The sequence below is a fragment of the Streptomyces sp. NPDC046909 genome, assembly GCF_040644695.1.
Classification (GTDB): Bacteria; Actinomycetota; Actinomycetes; order Streptomycetales; family Streptomycetaceae; genus Streptomyces.
The window spans coordinates 798,008-814,570 of the sequence record NZ_JBEYXC010000002.1; the positions used below are offsets into that span (position 1 = coordinate 798,008).

The following is a 16,563-nucleotide window of genomic DNA, read 5'->3' on the forward strand; positions in this document are numbered from 1 at the left end:
TGCGTGCGGCGGGCTCAGACGCGGAGCCAGACCGCGGTGTCGCCCGGCAGACGGCCGTCCGTGTCCAGGGGGCCGCTGGCGAGGATGGGTTCGGCGTCGGCGGGAAGCGCGACCGGGGCGTCGGCCAGGTTCACCAGACACTGCACGTCGGCGCCCCGGGTGAAGGCGAGGACGCCGTCGGGTGCCGGAAGCCAGACGAGCGGGCCGTCACCGAGTGCGGGGCGCAGGCGGATGGCCTCGCGGTAGAGGGTGAGCATGGAGGAGGGATCATCCTGCTGACGGTCGACTGCATACGATGTCCAGTCGACGGGCTGCGGTAGCCACGGTGTCTCCAGTGAACCGAATCCCGCATACAGCGCCCCGGCGGCCCACGGCAGCGGCACCCGGCAGCCGTCGCGCCCCGGATCGACACCGCCCGACCGGAAGTGCATCGGATCCTGGATCCGGTCGACGGGAATCTCCGCCTCGGGCAGCCCCAGCTCCTCCCCCTGGTACACGTACACCGCCCCGGGCAGCCCCAGCGACAGCAGTGCGGCGGCGCGGGCGCGCCGGGTGCCGAGGGCGAGGTCGGTCGGGATGCCGAAGGCCTTGGTGGCGAAGTCGAAGCCGGTGTCGGTGCGGCCGTAGCGGGTCACCGTCCGGGTGACGTCGTGGTTGCACAGGACCCAGGTGGCGGGGGCGCCGACGGGGGCGTGCTCGGCGAGCGTCTCGTCGATGGAGTCGCGCAGCCGCCGGGCGTCCCAGGGGCAGGTCATGAAGGAGAAGTTGAAGGCGGTGTGCAGTTCGTCGGGACGGAGATAGCGCGCGAAGCGTTCGGTGTCGGGGAGCCAGACCTCGCCGACGAAGATCCCGTCGTACTCGTCGGCGATCGCCCGCCAGGAGCGGTAGATGGTGTGCAGTTCATCGCGGTCGACGTACGGATGCGGGTCGCGGCCCTCGACGAAGTCCGGCAGCCGCGGGTCCTTGGCCGGCAGGGCGGCGGAGTCGATCCGCACCCCCGCCACGCCTCGCTCGAACCAGAAGCGCAGGATGTCCTCGTGCTCCTGACGCACCGCCGGATGGGCCCAGTTGAGGTCGGGCTGTTCCGGGGCGAAGAGGTGGAGGTACCAGTCGCCGTCGGCGACGCGGGTCCAGGCGGGGCCGCCGAACTGGGACTGCCAGTCGTTGGGCGGGAGTTCACCGTGCTCGCCGCGTCCGGCGCGGAAGTGGAACAGTGCGCGTTCGGGTCCGCCGGCCAGGGCGGCGCGGAACCAGGGGTGTTGGTCGGAGACGTGATTGGGGACGATGTCGACGATCGTGCGGATGCCGAGTTCCCGTGCCTCCGCGATGAGTTTCTCGGCCTCGGCGAGGGTGCCGAAGGCCGGGTCGATGGCGCGGTAGTCGGCGACGTCGTAGCCGCCGTCCTTCATCGGCGAGAGATACCAGGGGCTGAACCAGAGTGCGTCCACCCCGAGTTCGGCGAGATACGGCAGTCTGGCGCGGACGCCGGCGAGGTCGCCGGTGCCGTCCGCGTCGCCGTCGGCGAAGCTGCGGACGTAGACCTGGTAGATGACGGCGGAGCGCCACCACTCGGTGGGCTGTCCCACGGGGGTTCCCTTCGGTAGGCGTACGGGCGCTGTCAGCCCTTCGTGCCGCCCGCGCTGATCCCGGCGATGATGTGCCGCTGGAAGACCAGGAACAGGGCGACCATCGGGATGCTGGCGATCACCATCGCGGCGATGAGCACGGTGAGTTGGATGTTCTGGGACAACTGGACGAGTGCCACGCTGATGGGCTGTTTGCCGGTGTCGGAAAAGACCATCAGGGGCCAGAGGAAGTCCTGCCACACGGCGACCAGCGCGAAGATCGACACCACGCCGAGGACCGGCCGTGACATCGGCAGCACGATCGACCACAGGATGCGCAGTTTTCCGGCGCCGTCGATCTCGGCGGCCTCCAGGACATCGCGCGGGATCTGGTCGAAGAACCGTTTGAGGAGATAGAGGTTGAAGGCGTTGGCGGCGGCCGGGAGCCAGATCGCGAGGGGGTCGTTGAGGAGCCCCAAGTCGGCCACGGTCAGGTACTTCGGCACCACCAGGGCCTGCGCCGGGACCATGAGGGTCGCGAGGATGCCGCCGAGGATCACCTTGCCGAAGGCCGGGTCGAGCTTGGACAGGGCGTAGGCGGCGGCCGCGCAGAGGACCAGCTGGAACGCCCAGGCGCCGGCCGCCTGGACCACCGTGTTCCAGAGGTGGGTGGGCAGTTGCATCAGGTCCCAGGCGTCGCGGTACCCGCCCAGGTGCCACCGCTCGGGCACGAGGGTGGGCGGGGTCCGCGCCACCTCGTCGGGGGACTTCACCGCGCCGGTGACCATCCAGTAGACGGGGAAGAGGAAGGCGAGCGTGAAGAGCAGGACGACACCGGTGAAGACGGTCCAGTAAGCGGCCTTGCCACGGGGGCGGGCCAGGGCCGCCGGGGAGACGAGGGTACGGGTGCTCATTAGAGGTCCCCCTCTCCGGACCGGGTCAGCCGCAGATATACGGCGGAGAAGGCGCCCAGCAGGATCAGGAGCAGGACGCTCAGCGCGCAGGCGCCGCCGAAGTCGTTGTAGAGGAAGGCGTATTTGTAGATCAGGTAGAGAACGGTGACCGTGGCGTTCTCGGGGCCGCCGCCCGTGATGACGAACGGCTCGGTGAACACCTGCATCGTGGCGATGATCTGAAGGAGCATCAGCATCAGGATGACGAACCTGGTCTGAGGGATCGTCACATGCACGATGCGCTGGAGAAGGTTGGCGCCGTCCAGCTCGGCCGCCTCGTACAGCTCACCGGGGATGGACTGGAGCGCGGCCAGGTAGATCAGGACGGTGCCGCCCATGTTGGCCCAAGTCGCCACGATCACCAGGGAGACGAGCGCGGTGTCGGCACCGTTGGACCAGTTCGAGGTGGGCAGATGGAGGAAGCGCAGCGCCTCGTTGGCGAGGCCGGCGCCGGGGTCGTAGAACCACTTCCACAACAGCGCGCTGACCACGGGCGGGATCATCACGGGCAGATAGACGACGATTCGGAAGAACGCCTTGGCGTGCCTCAACTCATTGAGCACCAGGGCGAGTACGAACGGGATCGCGAAACCGATCAGCAGGGCCAGCACGGTGAAGGTGAGGGTGTTGCGCCAGGCCGCCGCGAACTCCGGGTCGTGCCAGACGCGGGTGAAGTTGGCGGTGCCGACCCACTCGGGTGATGAGCCCGGGGTGTACTTCTGGAAGGCGATCACGATGGCGCGGAGCGCCGGGTACCAGGAGAACAGGGCGAAGCAGGCCAGGCCCCCGAACAGGAAGGCGTGGGCGCGGAGTTGGTCGGTGAGGCGGCGCCGCCTCCGGTCCCCTGCCGGGGGCGGCGCCGGGACCGGTCGTACGGGGATCGTCCCGACCGGTCGTCGCTGGGTCGTCTTCGTCATCGGGGTCAGCTCCGGGCCAGGATGCCGTCGATCTTTCCGGAGGCGTCCTTCAGGAGCCGGTCGATGTCGGCGTCCTCCTTGGTGAGGACGGCGGAGACGACGCCGTCGAGGACGGAGTAGATCTGCTGGGCGTGCGGCGGCTCGATCTTCATGTCGAGGCTCTGGTTGCCGTCGAGGAAGGCCTGGTAATTCTCCACCGGGACATTGGCGTTGGCCTTCTTGACCTGCTGGTCCTTGGCGTCGGCGGCGCCGGTGAACAGCCGTGGTTCGGGCAGGCCCACGGGCGCGTCGCTCTTCTCGGCGCGGGCGTAGTCGCCGAGGAAGCCGTCGCCGGGGGTGAGGAACATGTGGTCGAGCCACTTCAGGCCGGCGCGGATCTGGGCGGGGGTCGCCTTCTTGTTGAACATGTATCCGTCGCCGCCGATGAGCGTGCCCTGGCCGCCGGGCATGGGGGCGAGGGCGAGGTCCTTGTAGTCGCCGCCCTTCTCCTTGACCAGGATCGGGATGTTGTCGGGCGCGGAGAGATACATGCCGAGCTTGCCCGAACCCATCATCTGCTGGACGTCGTTGATGACGAGGAGCTGCTTGCTGCCCATCGCCTCGTCGGTCCACCGCAGGTCGTGCAGGTTCTGGAGGACGGCCCGGCCCTCGGGGGTGTCGATGGTCGCCGTTCTGCCGTCGGCGCTGACGACGTCGCCGCCCTGGGAGTACAGCTCGGCGGTGAAGTGCCAACCGCCCTGGTTCTGGGCGCTGTAGTCGGCGTAGCCGACGGTTCCGTCACCGAGGGCGGCGATCTTCCGTGCGGCGGTGCGGAGTTCGTCCCAGGTGGCCGGGGGCCGGTCCGGGTCGAGGCCGGCCTTCTCGAAGAGGGCGCGGTGGTAGATCAGGCCCATGGAGTATCCGGTACGCGGTATGCCGTAGACCTTGCCGTCGACCGTGTACACGTCCCGTAGCTGCTGCTGGATCGTGTCGTAGCTCTTCAACTCCTTGACGTACGGCGTGAGATCGGCCGCCTGGTTGATGTCCACGACGTGCTTGGCGTCGGTGAAGTACGTGTAGAAGACGTCCTCCATCTGGCCGCCGGCGAGTTTGGCGTCGAAGGTCTTCGGGTCCTGGCAGGGGAAGGCGTCGTGGGCGACGACGTCGATGTCCGGGTTCTGCTTCTCGAAGGCGGCGGTGTCCTCCTCGAAGAACGCCCGGTCGACCTTGGCGCTCTTGGGCGGCATGCAGTTGACCGTGATACGGGTCTTGCCGCTCGCGGAGTCCTCGTCGCCGGACCCGCAGGAGGTCACGGCGAGGACGAGCGAGCAGGCGCTGAGCGCGACGAATGTGCGGCGGAACCCGGTGCTTCTCATCAAAGACCCCTCGTGGCAGGAGCAAGGAGGGCACGGCGGCGGGTGGTACGGACCAACCGTGCGGCGCCGCACACTCAAGCACCGGCGACATCTCTCCGCAAGATGTCGCGCAGGATCTGTAATTATTCGACAGCCGGACGGATCTCAGGGGCGGGGCGCTTGCGCCGTGGACCCCCGGACCACCAGCTCGGGCTCGAAGAGCAGCTCCTCGGGGGTCACGGAACCGCCGCCGATCTGCGTGTTCAGCAGTTCCACGGCCGCCCGGCCCATGGCCTCGATGGGCTGGCGGACCGTGGTCAGCGGGGGCTCGGTGCAGTTCATGAACGCCGAGTCGTCGTAACCGACGACCGAGACCTGCGCGGGGACGTCGAGCCCCTTGCGGCGGGCGGCCCGGATCGCACCCAGGGCGAGGGGGTCGCTGGCGCAGATGATGCCGGTGACCCCCCGGTCGATCAGCCGCGAGGCGGCGGCGTGACCGCCCTCGATGGAGAACATCGCGCGAACCACGTGCTCGTCGGGGATCTCCGCCATGGCCCGGGCGGCGGCGAGTTTCCGGGCCGACGGCACATGGTCGTCAGGCCCCAGCACCAGCCCGATCCGCTCATGCCCCAGCGAGGCGAGATGCCGCCAGGCCTGCTCGACGGCCACCGCGTCGTCGCAGGACACCCCGGGGAAGCCGAGGTCGTCGATGGACGCGTTGACGAGGACGACCGGGATGTTCCGGTCGGCGAGCAGCCGGTAGTGATCGTGCGGGGCATCGGCCTGGGCGTACAGCCCACCGGCGAACACGACACCGGAGACCTGCTGCTGGAGCAGCAGCGCCACATAGTCCGCCTCGGAGACGCCGCCCTTGGTCTGCGTGCACAGCACCGGGGTGAGCCCCAGCTGCGCGAGCGCCCCGCCGATCACCTCGGCGAACGCCGGGAAGATCGGGTTCTGCAGTTCCGGCAGCACGAGGCCCACGAGCCGCGCGCGTTCGCCGCGCAGCTGCGTGGGCCGTTCGTAGCCGAGCACGTCCAAGGCGCTCAGCACCGCCTGCCGGGTGGCCTCGGAGACCCCGGGCTTGCCGTTGAGCACCCGGCTGACCGTGGCCTCACTGACCCCGACCTTCTTGGCAACCTCGGCAAGTCGTCGCGTCATGCGCGCAAGAATAGCGCAAGAACTGCAAGCGGCTTGCGTAGCGGTTACGGCAGCCGTCTCGCTCTGTTCTCACTGGCCCGCTGCCCACAGCCCCCTGATGTGTCCCAGATGCCGGGTCATCACCTCACGCGTCGCCTGTTCGTCCCGCGCGATCAACGCGTCGATGAGCTCAAGGTGTTCCTCGGCGGAGGCCAGCAGCCGGCCCGCCTCGACGAGCGCGGTCAGCCCGTAGAGCCGGGACCGCTTGCGCAGATCGCCGACCACCTCGACGAGATGCCCGTTCCCGGCGAGGGCCAGCAGCCCGAGGTGGAAACGCGTGTCCGCCTCGACGTACCCCACGAGATCGCCCGCCGCCGCGGCCTGGACGATCTCCCGGGCGGCCGGACGCAGCGCCTCCAGGGAGACCGGGTCGGCGGTCCGGGCGAGCTCCACCACCGTGGGGATCTCGATGAGCGCCCGAATGTGGGTGTACTCGTCGAGTTGCTTGTCGGAGACCGCGGTGACCCGGAATCCCTTGTTGGGAACGGTGTCGACGAGGCCCTCCTTCGCCAGGTCCAGCATGGCCTCCCGCACCGGGGTCGCCGAGACGCCGAAGCGGGCGGCGAGCGTCGGCGCCGAGTACACCTCGCCGGGGAGCAGTTCACCGGCGATCAGCGCGGCCCGCAGCGCGTCGGCGACCCGTTCCCGGTAGCTGCTCTTCTTTCCGCCGAGGACGGGGAGCGCCGGGGCGGGGGCAGCGGCGGAGGCGGGGGCGCTGGTGCTGCGCTGGGCGGCCATGGGGGGCATCTCCTAGTGGTGCAATGTCACGCGACACCGCGCATTATCCCGGTCTCAGAGGATGAACCCGGCCGGGAACGGATCGCTCGGGTCGAGCAGGTACTGCGCGGTCCCGGTGATCCAGGCCCGCCCGGTGAAGCTGGGCAGGACGGCCGGGCGGCCGGCGACCTCGGTGGTGCCGAGGAGGCGGCCGGTGAAGCTCGTCCCGATGAAGGACTCGTTCACGAACTCGGTGTCGAGGGGGAGTTCACCGCGTGCGTGGAGTTGTGCCATGCGGGCGCTGGTGCCGGTGCCGCAGGGGGAGCGGTCGAACCAGCCGGGGTGGATGGCCATCGCGTGCCGTGAGTGCCGGGCGGTGGCACCGGGGGCGATGAGGTGGACGTGGTGGCAGCCGCGGATGGACGGGTCCTCCGGGTGGACGGGCTCGCCCTCGGCGTTGATCGCCTCTATGAGGGACAGCCCGGCGGCGAGGATGTCGTCCTTGCGGTCGCGGTCGAAGGGCAGGTCGAACTCGTCCAGCGGCAGGATGGCGTAGAAGTTGCCGCCGTACGCCAGGTCATATGTCACCGTCCGCCCGTCGGCGAGCGTGATCTTGCGGTCGAGGCCTACGGAGAACGACGGCACGTTCTGGAGAGTGACATGCTTCGCCGCCCCGTTCTCGACCGTCACCTCGGCGACGACGAGGCCGGCCGGGGTGTCGAGGCGGATCGTGGTGACGGGCTCGACGACCTCGACCATCCCGGTCTCCACCAGCACGGTCGCCACCCCGATGGTCCCGTGCCCGCACATCGGCAGATACCCGGAGACCTCGATGTACAGGACACCCCAGTCGCAGTCCGGGCGGGTGGGCGGCTGGAGGATGGCCCCGCTCATCGCCGAGTGACCACGGGGTTCGTTCATCAGGAGCTGCTTGATGTGGTCGCGGTGCTCACGGAAGTACAGCCGCCGCTCCCCCATGGTCGCCCCGGGGATCGTGCCGATACCGCCGGTGATCACCCGGGTGGGCATGCCCTCGGTGTGCGAGTCGACGGCGTGCAGGACGAGTTTGCTGCGCATGGATCCGATCCTCTCCTCACGGGTACGCCGGTCCGTCGGCCACTCCGGCCGACGGTCACGCCAGCCCGGCGGCGACGGCCTTCTCGGTGGCGGAGCGGACCGCGGCCTCCTGCTCCGGCAGCAGCGGCTGCCGCGGCGGACGGCAGCGTCCCCCGTGCCGGCCGACGATGTCCATGGACAACTTGATGGCCTGCACGAACTCGACCTTGGAGTCCCAGCGCAGGAGCGGGTGCAGCTGCTCGTAGAGCTTCCGCGCGGTGCCGAGGTCACCGCCGACGGCCGCCCGGTACAGGTCGACGCTCGCGCGGGGCAGCGCGTTCGGGTAACCGGCCACCCAGCCCTTGGCACCCGCTATCGCGAGCTCCAGCAGGACGTCGTCGGCGCCGATCAACAGGTCGAGTTCCGGGGCGAGTTCGGCCAGCTGATAGGCGCGGCGGACATCGCCGGAGAACTCCTTCACCGCATGGATCCACCCCTCGGCGTGCAGCTTGGCGAGCAGCTCCGGGACGAGGTCGACCTTGGTGTCGATGGGGTTGTTGTAGGCGACGATCGGCAACCCCGCCTCGGCGACCGCCGCGTAGTGCGCGAGCACCGAGCGTTCGTCGGCACGGTAGGCGTTCGGCGGCAGCAGCATCACGGACGCGCACCCCGCGTCCCGCGCCTGCTCGGCCCAGCGCCGGGACTCGGCGGAGCCGTAGGCGGCGACTCCCGGCATCACGCGCTCGCCGCCGATCGCGGCGACAGCGGTCTCGACGACCTTGGCGCGCTCCTCGGGGGTGAGCACCTGGTACTCGCCGAGGGACCCGTTCGGTACGACGCCGTCGCAGCCGTTCTCGACGAGCCAGGCGCAGTGGTCGGCGTACCTGGCGTAGTCGACGGAGAGGTCGCTGTTCAGCGGAAGCGCGGTGGCGACGAGGACACCGTGCCAGGGGCGATGTGCGGTGGCGGCCATGGAAGAGGCCCTCTCTACGAGATGTGACATATTACTGTTCGGTCTCTCCGGCCCGGGCCAGCACCCCGAGTGGTACCGGTCGCGCGAACGGCCGCCTCCCCGGGGCGAGTTCACACCCGGCCAGCCCCGCGACCGCGGGCCCGCACACCCGCCCCTGGCACCAGCCCATCCCGGCCCGCGTCAACAGCTTCACGGTCCGCATGTCACCCGCGCCCAGCTCCGCCACCGCCTCGCGGATCTCCCCGCCGGTGACCTCCTCGCAGCGGCAGACGACGGTCTCGTCGGTGATCTGCTCGGTCCAGTGCGCGGGCGACGCGTAGACCCCGTCGAGGGCGGCGAAGAACGCCCGCAGCCGGGTACGGGTCCGCGCGGCCGCGGCCCACTCTCCCGGGTCGGGTGCCGTACCGTGCAGACGGGCCGCGATCGACCGGCCCGCGATGTGCCCCTCGGCGAGGGAGAGGGCGGCGCCGCCGATGCCGGTGGTCTCGCCCGCCGCCCAGACGCCGGGGACGTCGGTGCGCTGCTCGTCGTCGACGTGCACGGCCGCGCCGTCGAGGCCGCAGCCCAGCGTCTCGGCGAGGTCGGTGTGCGGGAGCATGCCGTGGCCCACGGCGAGGGTGTCGCAGGCGATTCGGCGCTCGGTGCCGGGCCTGACCTGCCCGTCGGCGTCGAGCGCGGCGACGGTCACGCCCGTCAACTGCTCGGTGCCGTGCGCCTCGACGACCGTGTGGTGCATGAGCGTGCGCACCCGGTGCCGGAGCAACTGCCCCGCGTACTGGGCGCCTTCGGCGACCTTGCCCGGCTGAGCCGCCAGTGCGCGGGACCGCCGTACGAATGCCTTCGGGTCCGCCGACTCCACGAGGGCGGCCACCTCGACACCGGCCGCGGCGAGGCCGGTCGCGACGGGGAGCAGCAGGGGCCCGGTACCGGCGACCACGGCGGTGCGTCCGGGGACGGCGAGGGTGCCTTTGAGCATGGCCTGGGCGCCACCCGCGGTGACGACTCCGGGGAGGGTCCAGCCGGGGAAGGGCAGCACGTTCTCGTAGCCGCCGGTGGCGAGGAGCACGGCGTCGGCGCGTACGGCTACCGGTTCCTCCTGCTCGGGGCCGAGGAGGGCGTGCACGGTGAAACCGGCGGCCGACTGCCGTTCGACGAACCAGACATGATGATCCGTCAAGTGACGTACGGCGCCTGCCTGCACGTGAGTACGCAGACTGTCGTCGAGCCGCTCCCATGTGCGCCACTGGTGGTGCAGGGTCTGCGGGCGACGGGCGCCGAGTCCGGGCGACGGGCGACGGTAGAACTGGCCGCCGGCCTCCGGGGCGGAGTCGATCAGGGTGACCCGAACTCCCCGTGCGGCGGCGGCGATTGCGGCCGCCAGGCCTGCCGGGCCCGCGCCGATCACCGCGAGATGCGGCTGGTCATGCGCCATGGCCCGTTCCCTCCTGCGTGCGGATCGCGTCGCCCGGGTGCAGGGGCACGAGGCAAGCCCGTTGATTCGGGCGGTTGTTGACGGTCACCAGGCAGTCGAAGCAGACGCCGATGCCGCAGAAGACGCCGCGCGGACGGCCCTCGCCGCGTGTGGAGCGCCAGGACGTCACACCGGCCGACCAGAGCGCGGCGGCGACCGTCTGGCCGGGCAGCGCCTCGATGTCACGGCCGTCGAGGGTGACCGTGAAGGACGGGTCCGGGTGGGCGTCGGCCAGTTCGAGCGGGGATCTCACTCGGTCTCCTCCTCGGCGGCGGGGAAGCGGTCGGGCCGGAACGGCGCCAGGTCCAGCTCGGGCGTCTTCTCTGTCAGCGCCTGGGCGATCAACTGGCCTGTGCCGGTGGCGAGTCCGATGCCCGCACCCTCGTGACCGCACGCGTGGTGCAGCCCGGGGACGCGCGGGTCGGGGCCGATCGCGGGGAGGTGGTCGGGCATGTACGGGCGGAAGCCGAGGTAGGCGCGCATGGCCCGGACGTCCGCCAGGAACGGGAACAGCCGGGTCGCGCCCGCCGCCAGCGCTCGCATCACCGGCAGCGAGAACGACCGGTCGAAGCCGACCCGTTCGCGGCTCGCCCCGATCAACACCGGCCCCGCCGCCGTCCCTTCGACGACCGGCGAGGTCTGGAGCGCGGCGGAGTCACTGGCCACGTCGGCCACGTAGTCGGCGGCGTACACCTTGTGCCGGATCATGCGAGGCAGGGGTTCGGTGACCAGGACGAAGCCGCGTCGCGGGAGGACGGGGAGGTGTACGCCCGCGAGCGCGGCCAGTTCGGACCCCCAGGTGCCCGCCGCGTTGACGACCGCCGGAGCGTGAAGGTCGCCCTGATCCGTACGGACACCGCGCACCGCGCCGACCTCGGTCAGCAGTACGCCCGTCACGGTCCGGCCCGTGAACAGCCGCGCCCCCGAGGCGCGGACCAGGTGGGCGGCGGCCAGCGCGGGCATGACCTGGCAGTCCTGGGGGTAGCGGACGGCGCCGGGAAGTCCCGGTGCCAGGTGGGGTTCGAGGTCGTACAGCTCCTCCCCCACGACGGTCTCGGCGACGACCCCGGCGGCGCGCTGTCCGTCGGCGAACCGTTCCAGGGCGGCGAGCCCGTCCGGAGTGGCGGCGACGACCACACCGCCCTTGGCCTCGTACTCGACGGCCGCCCCGAACTCGTCGGCGAGGTCCGCCCAGAGGCGTCCGGAGAGGAGGGCGAGGTCCAGTTCCGGGCCTGGTTCCTTGTCGGAGACGAGGAGGTTGCCCTCACCGGCCCCGGTCGTACCGCCGGCCACCGGGCCACGGTCCACCACGATCACACGGAGGCCCGCCCGGGCCGCGTACAGGGCGCAGGCCGCGCCCACCATTCCGGCTCCGACGACCACGACGTCACAGGTCAGTCGCTCGCTCACATCAGTACTATGTCACATACCTCTCCACGGGGGAATGCCCGCCACGAGCGCACCCCGCCGGCGGCGGCACCAGCGTTCTTCAGACGCGGCTCCCCGTCGCCGTGTCGGAGGACAACCGTTGGGCGAGGTAGATCGGGAGCACCGACAGCAGTACCAGCACCGCCGCCACCACGTTCACCACCGGCGCCTGCTGGGGCCGGGTCATGTTGTTGAAGATCCAGATCGGCAGGGTCTCGACGCCCGGTCCGGCGGTGAAGGTGGTCACCACGATCTCGTCGAAGGAGAGCGCGAAGGCGAGCAGCCCGCCCGCGAGCAGCGCCGACCGGACCAGCGGGAAGGTGACGTCGACGAAGGCGCGGAAGGTGTTGGCGCCGAGGTCCATCGCCGCCTCCTCGTACGACGCGGAGGTGCGCCGGAGCCGGGCGACGACGTTGTTGAAGACGACGACGATGCAGAAGGTGGCGTGTCCGACGACCACGGTGAACAGCCCGAGCCCGACCCCCAGCGGCTCAAGTACCGTACTGAACGCCGAGTTGAGGGCGATGCCCGTGACAATGCCGGGCAGGGCGATGGGCAGCACGACCACGAACGAGATCGCGTCCCGGCCGAAGAAGCGGTGCCGGGCGACGGCGAACGCGATGAGCGTGCCCAGCACGAGTGCTATTGCAGTGGCACCCAGCCCCGCCTTGACCGAGACCCACAGCGCCTCCCGTGCCCCCTCGTTCTCCCGGGCGACCGACCACCAGTGCGCGGTGAACCCCGGCGGGGGCCAGCTCGCGCTCCGGTCGGGGTTGAAGGAGTTGACGAGGACGAGCACGAGCGGGACGTAGATCACCGCGAAGCCGAACCCGGCGGCGACACGCAGCGCGATCCGCGCGGAGCGGGAAAGTTGCACGGGGGCTCCTCTACAGGCTGCTCAGGGCGCCGGTGCGGCGCATCGCCAGCAGGTACAGCACGATGACGACGACCGGCACCGTGCCCAGCGCGGCGGCCATCGGCAGGTTGAGTTCGATGTTGGAGTAGACGAGGTTGCCGATCAGCTGGGTCTTGCCGCCGACGATCTGCACGGTGATGTAGTCGCCGAGGCTCAGCGAGAACGTGAACACCGACCCCGCCGCCACCGACGGCAGCACCATCGGCAGCACCACCGACCGGAAGGTCCGCCAGCCCCTCGCCCCCAAGTCCGCCGACGCGTCGAGGAGGTTGGCGGGCAGCTGCTCCAGCGCCGTGTGGATCGGCAGGATCATGTACGGCAGCCAGAGGTACGTCAGGGTCAGCACGGCTGCCGTGAGTCCGTACCCCGGTCCGCCGAGCCCGAACGGCTTCAGCATCCAATCGGCGAGCCCGCCCTCGGAGAGGATCAGCCGCCACGCGTACACCTTGACCAGGTAACTCGCCCACAGCGGGGTGAGGATGGCGACCACGAGCAGCGGACGCCGGCTCGGCTTCGCGACGCGCGCGGTGTAGAAGGCGAGCGGGAAGGCGATCACCGCGCACAGGGCGGTCACCGCGAGGGCCACGCCCACACTGCGCAATATCACCTGCCGGAAGACCGGAGTGGTGAACAGCTCATGGAAGTTGTCGGTCGACCAGACCTTCACGACTTCCGAGGTGAAGGAGTTCGTCGTCCAGAACGCGGAGACGAACAGCACGCTCAGCGAACCGAGATAGAGCACGGCCAGCCACAGCAGCGGGGCCGTGAGGAGCAGGGTGAGACGGAGGCGGGGGCGGCGGTGCAGCGCCCCCGCGGTCCGGTTGAGTACGGTCAACGCCTCAGCCCTTGATCTCGGTCCAGGCCTGGACCCACTTGGCGTACGGCACGCACTTGACGTCGGTGCGGCCGTCCAGGCACTGCTCGATGGGCGTGTTCCAGAAGGCGATGTTCTTCCAGTAGCTCTCGTCCTCGGCGTGGTACGTGGCGCAGAAGTTCTTGTCGCTGGTCAGGGCGCAGGCCTTGGAGTTGGCGGGTGCCTCGCCGAAGTACTCGGCGACCTGGGCGTTGACGGACGGGGAGACGATCCAGTCGAGCCATTTGTAGGCGCAGTTGGGGTGCTTGGCCTTCGCCGAGACCATCCAGGTGTCGGACCAGCCGGTCGAACCCTCCGCCGGCACGAAGGCCTTGACCTTGGCGCCCTCGTCGGTGGCGAGGTTGGCGATCACCTGCCATGTCGTGCCGACGACGGAGTCACCGCTCTTGAACGCGGAGATCTCCTTGAGGTAGTCGCTCCAGTACTCGCCCACATTCGCGTTCTGCTGCTTCAGGAGGTCCACGGCCGCGTCGAACTGCTTCTGGTCGAGGGCGTAGGGATCCTTGATGCCGAGGTCGGGCTTGGTCGCCTTCAGATACAGGGCGGCGTCCGCGATATAGATGGGTGAGTCGTACGCGGTGACATGGCCCTGGTACTTGGACGCGTCGTCGAAGACGGCCGCCCAGGAGGTCGGCGCCGGGGTGACCTTCTCGGTGTTGTACATCAGCAGGTTGGCGCCGCGGCCGTGCGGGATGCCGTACATCTGGCCGTCGACGGAGTTCCAGTCGCCGTCCTTCAACCCGCTGAAGATGTCCTGGTAGTTGGGGACGAGGGCGGTGTTGACGGGGGCCGCGTCGCCGGAGGCGATGAGGCGCAGGGAGGCGTCGCCGGAGGCGGAGACGGCGTCGTACTGGCCGGTCTTCATCAGCTTGACCATCTCGTCGGAGCTGGCGGCGGTCTTGGCGTTGACCTGACAGCCGGTCTGCTTCTCGAAGTCGCTGACCCAGTCGACCTTCGGATCGTTGGAGCCGTCCTCGACATAGCCGGCCCAGGCGATGAGGTTGACCTCGCCCTCGGTGGCGCCGAGCTTCGACTGCGCCTTCAGGTCAGGGGGGTTGAGGCCGGTGGCCGAGGAGCCGTTGTCGCCGTCGTCGGAGGATCCGCAGGCGGTGACGACGAGGAGCAGTGCGGCGGCCGCGGCCGCCTTGAGGGTGACGCGCACGACGTACTCCAGAGGTGAGGGTGACGAGCGGGGTCAGTCGTTGGGGGCGGGGTCAGTCATTCGGGGGGACCGGCACCGGCACGGCGACGGCGTGGCGGCGGTGCCATTGCAATCGCACCCGGGTGCCGCGGTAGGCGGCCACGTCCTCGGAGGAGGTCTCCAGGTTCTGCTGGAGCGCGGTGAGCCGGCCGCCGCCGTCGAGGTCGACGAGGAAGCGGGTGGCGTCGCCGAGGTAGACGACCTCGGCGACGGTGCCGACGGCGGTGGAGTGCTCCGGCTCGTCGGCCTCGGCGGACTCCTTGAGGACGCGGATCTTCTCGGGGCGGATGCTGTAGGTGCCCGGGGTGCCGACGATCCGGTGGGCGGACTCGCCTTCGAGGAGGTTGGAGGTGCCGACGAAGGACGCCACGAAGGGGCTGGCGGGGCGTTCGTAGATCTCGGCCGGGGTGCCGATCTGTTCGATACGGCCCTGGTGGAAGACGGCGATGCGGTCGCTCATCGTCAGGGCCTCCTCCTGGTCGTGGGTGACGAAGACGAAGGTGATGCCGACCTCGCGCTGGAGCGCCTTGAGCTCGACCTGCATCTGCTCGCGCAGCTTGAGGTCGAGGGCGCCGAGCGGTTCGTCGAGGAGCAGGACGCGCGGGCGGCCGACGAGGGCGCGGGCGAGGGCAACGCGCTGCCGCTGGCCGCCGGAGAGCTGGCCGGGCCGGCGTTTCCCAAAGCCCTCAAGGCGTACCTCGGCGAGGGCCTTGCGGGCGCGGACCAGCCGTTCCGCCTTGGGCACCTTGCGGACCTTCAGCGGGTAGGCGACGTTCTGCTCCACGGTCATGTGCGGGAACAGGGCGTAGTCCTGGAAGACGGTGTGGACGTCCCGCTCGAAGGGCGCGAGCCCGGTGACCTCCTGCCCGGCGAGCTCGATCCGGCCTCCGCTCGGGGCCTCGAACCCGGCGATCATGCGCAGGACCGTGGTCTTGCCGGACCCGGAGGGGCCGAGCATCGAGAAGAACTCCCCGTCCCGGATCTCCAGGTCGACCCCGGCGACGGCGGTCGTCTCCCCGAACGACTTCCGCAGCCCGTGCAGCCGGATCGCCATTCCCTCCATGGGCGGGAACCTTTCTGGTGCTCTGTTGCGTTGAACTGTTGACGGGAAACATATGAAGTCATAGTTCAAAGCTCAAGGCCCCCTTAGGGTAAAGCTTGAGTCAATGTGCAAGGTGGTGCCCGTGAAGCAGCAGCACATGAACGGCGGCGCCCGCAGAGCCGTCTTCGCCCCGGTCGACAGCCGCGCGCGCGTGGACACGGTCGTGCGCCGGATCGGCGACGCCATCGAGCTCGGGCTGCTCGCCGACGGGGAGCAACTGCCAGGCGAGAGCGAGCTGGCCGGACAGCTCGGCGTGTCCACGGTGACCTTGCGCGAGGCGCTCATGGCACTGCGCCAGCAGGGCCTGGTCACCACCCGCCGGGGCCGCGGCGGCGGCTCCTTCGTCTCCCTCCCCGAACTCCCCGGCGAGGACCGCCTCAAGGTCCGGCTGCGCGGCTGGAGCACCGAGGAACTCCGCGACCTGGGCGACCACTGGGCAGCCCTCTCCGGTACGGCGGCGAGGCTCGCGGCGGAGCGCACGGAGCCCGACGATCTCGTACAACTACGGCGTACGGCGGAGGAGTTGACGCAAGCCGGGGACGCCGCCGCGCGCAGTCGCGTGTACGGGCGGTTCCATGTGGAGCTGGCCGCGGCCGCGCAGTCGGCGCGGCTGACCCGGGAGCAGGTGGCGTTGCAGACGGAGGTCGGGGCGCTGCTGTGTCTTGTGCTCGGGGACGACGAATATCGTGAAGAGGTGTCCGAGCGACTCCGATTCGTAATCTCGGCCGTGCAGGATGGGGGCCACGAATCGGCCAGGGAACTCGCCGAGCGGTGCGTCCTGGAGTCGACGTCGCGGCTGATCGCCCTGCGTCTGACGCTGTAGCCGTACCGGTCGGGCCGGTCCCCCGTCCGCTGG

The 16,563-nt window shown here is 70.1% G+C and carries 16 protein-coding genes; 1 reads left to right on the forward strand and 15 read right to left on the reverse strand.

What is annotated here, in order from left to right:
- Window positions 1–14 precede the first annotated feature (14 nt).
- From ABZ928_RS07870 to ABZ928_RS07940, 15 genes are all read right to left on the reverse strand, one after another.
- A complete protein-coding gene (locus tag ABZ928_RS07870) occupies window positions 15–1,586 on the reverse strand; it encodes a glycoside hydrolase family 13 protein (RefSeq protein WP_361515862.1) in 1,572 nt (523 codons plus the stop codon).
- Window positions 1,587–1,618: 32 nt separating this feature from the next.
- Window positions 1,619–2,479, reverse strand: coding sequence for a carbohydrate ABC transporter permease (locus ABZ928_RS07875; protein ID WP_361515864.1), 861 nt, complete (start codon window positions 2,477–2,479; stop codon window positions 1,619–1,621).
- Window positions 2,479–3,435, reverse strand: coding sequence for a sugar ABC transporter permease (locus ABZ928_RS07880; RefSeq protein ID WP_361515866.1), 957 nt, complete (start codon window positions 3,433–3,435; stop codon window positions 2,479–2,481). Before ABZ928_RS07880 ends, ABZ928_RS07875 begins: the two co-directional genes overlap by 1 nt.
- Before the next feature lie 5 nt (window positions 3,436–3,440).
- The gene (locus tag ABZ928_RS07885; RefSeq protein WP_361515868.1) at window positions 3,441–4,790 is read right to left on the reverse strand and encodes an extracellular solute-binding protein; all 1,350 of its coding nucleotides are present in this window, start codon (window positions 4,788–4,790) and stop codon (window positions 3,441–3,443) included.
- A gap of 144 nt (window positions 4,791–4,934) precedes the next feature.
- Window positions 4,935–5,930, reverse strand: a complete 996-nt coding sequence (locus ABZ928_RS07890) for a LacI family DNA-binding transcriptional regulator (RefSeq protein ID WP_361515870.1) — start codon at window positions 5,928–5,930, stop codon at window positions 4,935–4,937.
- Window positions 5,931–5,999: 69 nt separating this feature from the next.
- The gene (locus ABZ928_RS07895) at window positions 6,000–6,707 is read right to left on the reverse strand and encodes a GntR family transcriptional regulator (RefSeq protein ID WP_361515872.1); all 708 of its coding nucleotides are present in this window, start codon (window positions 6,705–6,707) and stop codon (window positions 6,000–6,002) included.
- Between the two features lie 54 nt (window positions 6,708–6,761).
- The gene (locus tag ABZ928_RS07900) at window positions 6,762–7,763 is read right to left on the reverse strand and encodes a proline racemase family protein (RefSeq protein WP_361515874.1); all 1,002 of its coding nucleotides are present in this window, start codon (window positions 7,761–7,763) and stop codon (window positions 6,762–6,764) included.
- Between the two features lie 55 nt (window positions 7,764–7,818).
- Window positions 7,819–8,715, reverse strand: a complete 897-nt coding sequence (locus ABZ928_RS07905; RefSeq protein ID WP_361515876.1) for a dihydrodipicolinate synthase family protein — start codon at window positions 8,713–8,715, stop codon at window positions 7,819–7,821.
- Between the two features lie 31 nt (window positions 8,716–8,746).
- Window positions 8,747–10,147: an NAD(P)/FAD-dependent oxidoreductase gene (locus tag ABZ928_RS07910; protein WP_361515878.1), complete on the reverse strand. Its 1,401-nt coding sequence runs from the start codon at window positions 10,145–10,147 to the stop codon at window positions 8,747–8,749.
- Complete coding sequence (locus ABZ928_RS07915; protein ID WP_361515880.1) at window positions 10,137–10,439, reverse strand: (2Fe-2S)-binding protein; 303 nt, start codon at window positions 10,437–10,439, stop codon at window positions 10,137–10,139. Before ABZ928_RS07915 ends, ABZ928_RS07910 begins: the two co-directional genes overlap by 11 nt.
- Complete coding sequence (locus ABZ928_RS07920) at window positions 10,436–11,596, reverse strand: FAD-binding oxidoreductase (protein ID WP_361515882.1); 1,161 nt, start codon at window positions 11,594–11,596, stop codon at window positions 10,436–10,438. Before ABZ928_RS07920 ends, ABZ928_RS07915 begins: the two co-directional genes overlap by 4 nt.
- 79 nt (window positions 11,597–11,675) lie before the next feature.
- Window positions 11,676–12,491 carry an ABC transporter permease gene (locus ABZ928_RS07925; RefSeq protein WP_361515884.1) on the reverse strand — a complete coding sequence of 272 codons (816 nt, stop codon included), beginning with the start codon at window positions 12,489–12,491 and terminating at the stop codon, window positions 11,676–11,678.
- A gap of 10 nt (window positions 12,492–12,501) precedes the next feature.
- Window positions 12,502–13,365, reverse strand: coding sequence for an ABC transporter permease (locus ABZ928_RS07930; protein WP_361515886.1), 864 nt, complete (start codon window positions 13,363–13,365; stop codon window positions 12,502–12,504).
- A gap of 4 nt (window positions 13,366–13,369) precedes the next feature.
- Window positions 13,370–14,566, reverse strand: a complete 1,197-nt coding sequence (locus ABZ928_RS07935; RefSeq protein WP_361515887.1) for an ABC transporter substrate-binding protein — start codon at window positions 14,564–14,566, stop codon at window positions 13,370–13,372.
- 52 nt (window positions 14,567–14,618) lie between these two features.
- Window positions 14,619–15,668, reverse strand: coding sequence for an ABC transporter ATP-binding protein (locus ABZ928_RS07940; RefSeq protein ID WP_361515889.1), 1,050 nt, complete (start codon window positions 15,666–15,668; stop codon window positions 14,619–14,621).
- Between the two features lie 103 nt (window positions 15,669–15,771).
- On the opposite strand from ABZ928_RS07940, the gene ABZ928_RS07945 reads away from it, so the two are divergent.
- Window positions 15,772–16,530 carry a GntR family transcriptional regulator gene (locus tag ABZ928_RS07945; protein ID WP_361515891.1) on the forward strand — a complete coding sequence of 253 codons (759 nt, stop codon included), beginning with the start codon at window positions 15,772–15,774 and terminating at the stop codon, window positions 16,528–16,530.
- Window positions 16,531–16,563: the final 33 nt, after the last annotated feature.

Coding starts and splice junctions, on each gene's coding strand:
- ABZ928_RS07875 (WP_361515864.1), bottom strand. CDS start 2,479: ATGAGCACCCGTACCCTCGTCTCCCCGGCGGCCCTGGCCCGCCCCCGT.
- ABZ928_RS07880 (WP_361515866.1), bottom strand. CDS start 3,435: ATGACGAAGACGACCCAGCGACGACCGGTCGGGACGATCCCCGTACGA.
- ABZ928_RS07885 (WP_361515868.1), bottom strand. CDS start 4,790: ATGAGAAGCACCGGGTTCCGCCGCACATTCGTCGCGCTCAGCGCCTGC.
- ABZ928_RS07890 (WP_361515870.1), bottom strand. CDS start 5,930: ATGACGCGACGACTTGCCGAGGTTGCCAAGAAGGTCGGGGTCAGTGAG.
- ABZ928_RS07895 (WP_361515872.1), bottom strand. CDS start 6,707: ATGGCCGCCCAGCGCAGCACCAGCGCCCCCGCCTCCGCCGCTGCCCCC.
- ABZ928_RS07900 (WP_361515874.1), bottom strand. CDS start 7,763: ATGCGCAGCAAACTCGTCCTGCACGCCGTCGACTCGCACACCGAGGGC.
- ABZ928_RS07905 (WP_361515876.1), bottom strand. CDS start 8,715: ATGGCCGCCACCGCACATCGCCCCTGGCACGGTGTCCTCGTCGCCACC.
- ABZ928_RS07910 (WP_361515878.1), bottom strand. CDS start 10,147: ATGGCGCATGACCAGCCGCATCTCGCGGTGATCGGCGCGGGCCCGGCA.
- ABZ928_RS07940 (WP_361515889.1), bottom strand. CDS start 15,668: ATGGAGGGAATGGCGATCCGGCTGCACGGGCTGCGGAAGTCGTTCGGG.
- ABZ928_RS07945 (WP_361515891.1), top strand. CDS start 15,772: ATGTGCAAGGTGGTGCCCGTGAAGCAGCAGCACATGAACGGCGGCGCC.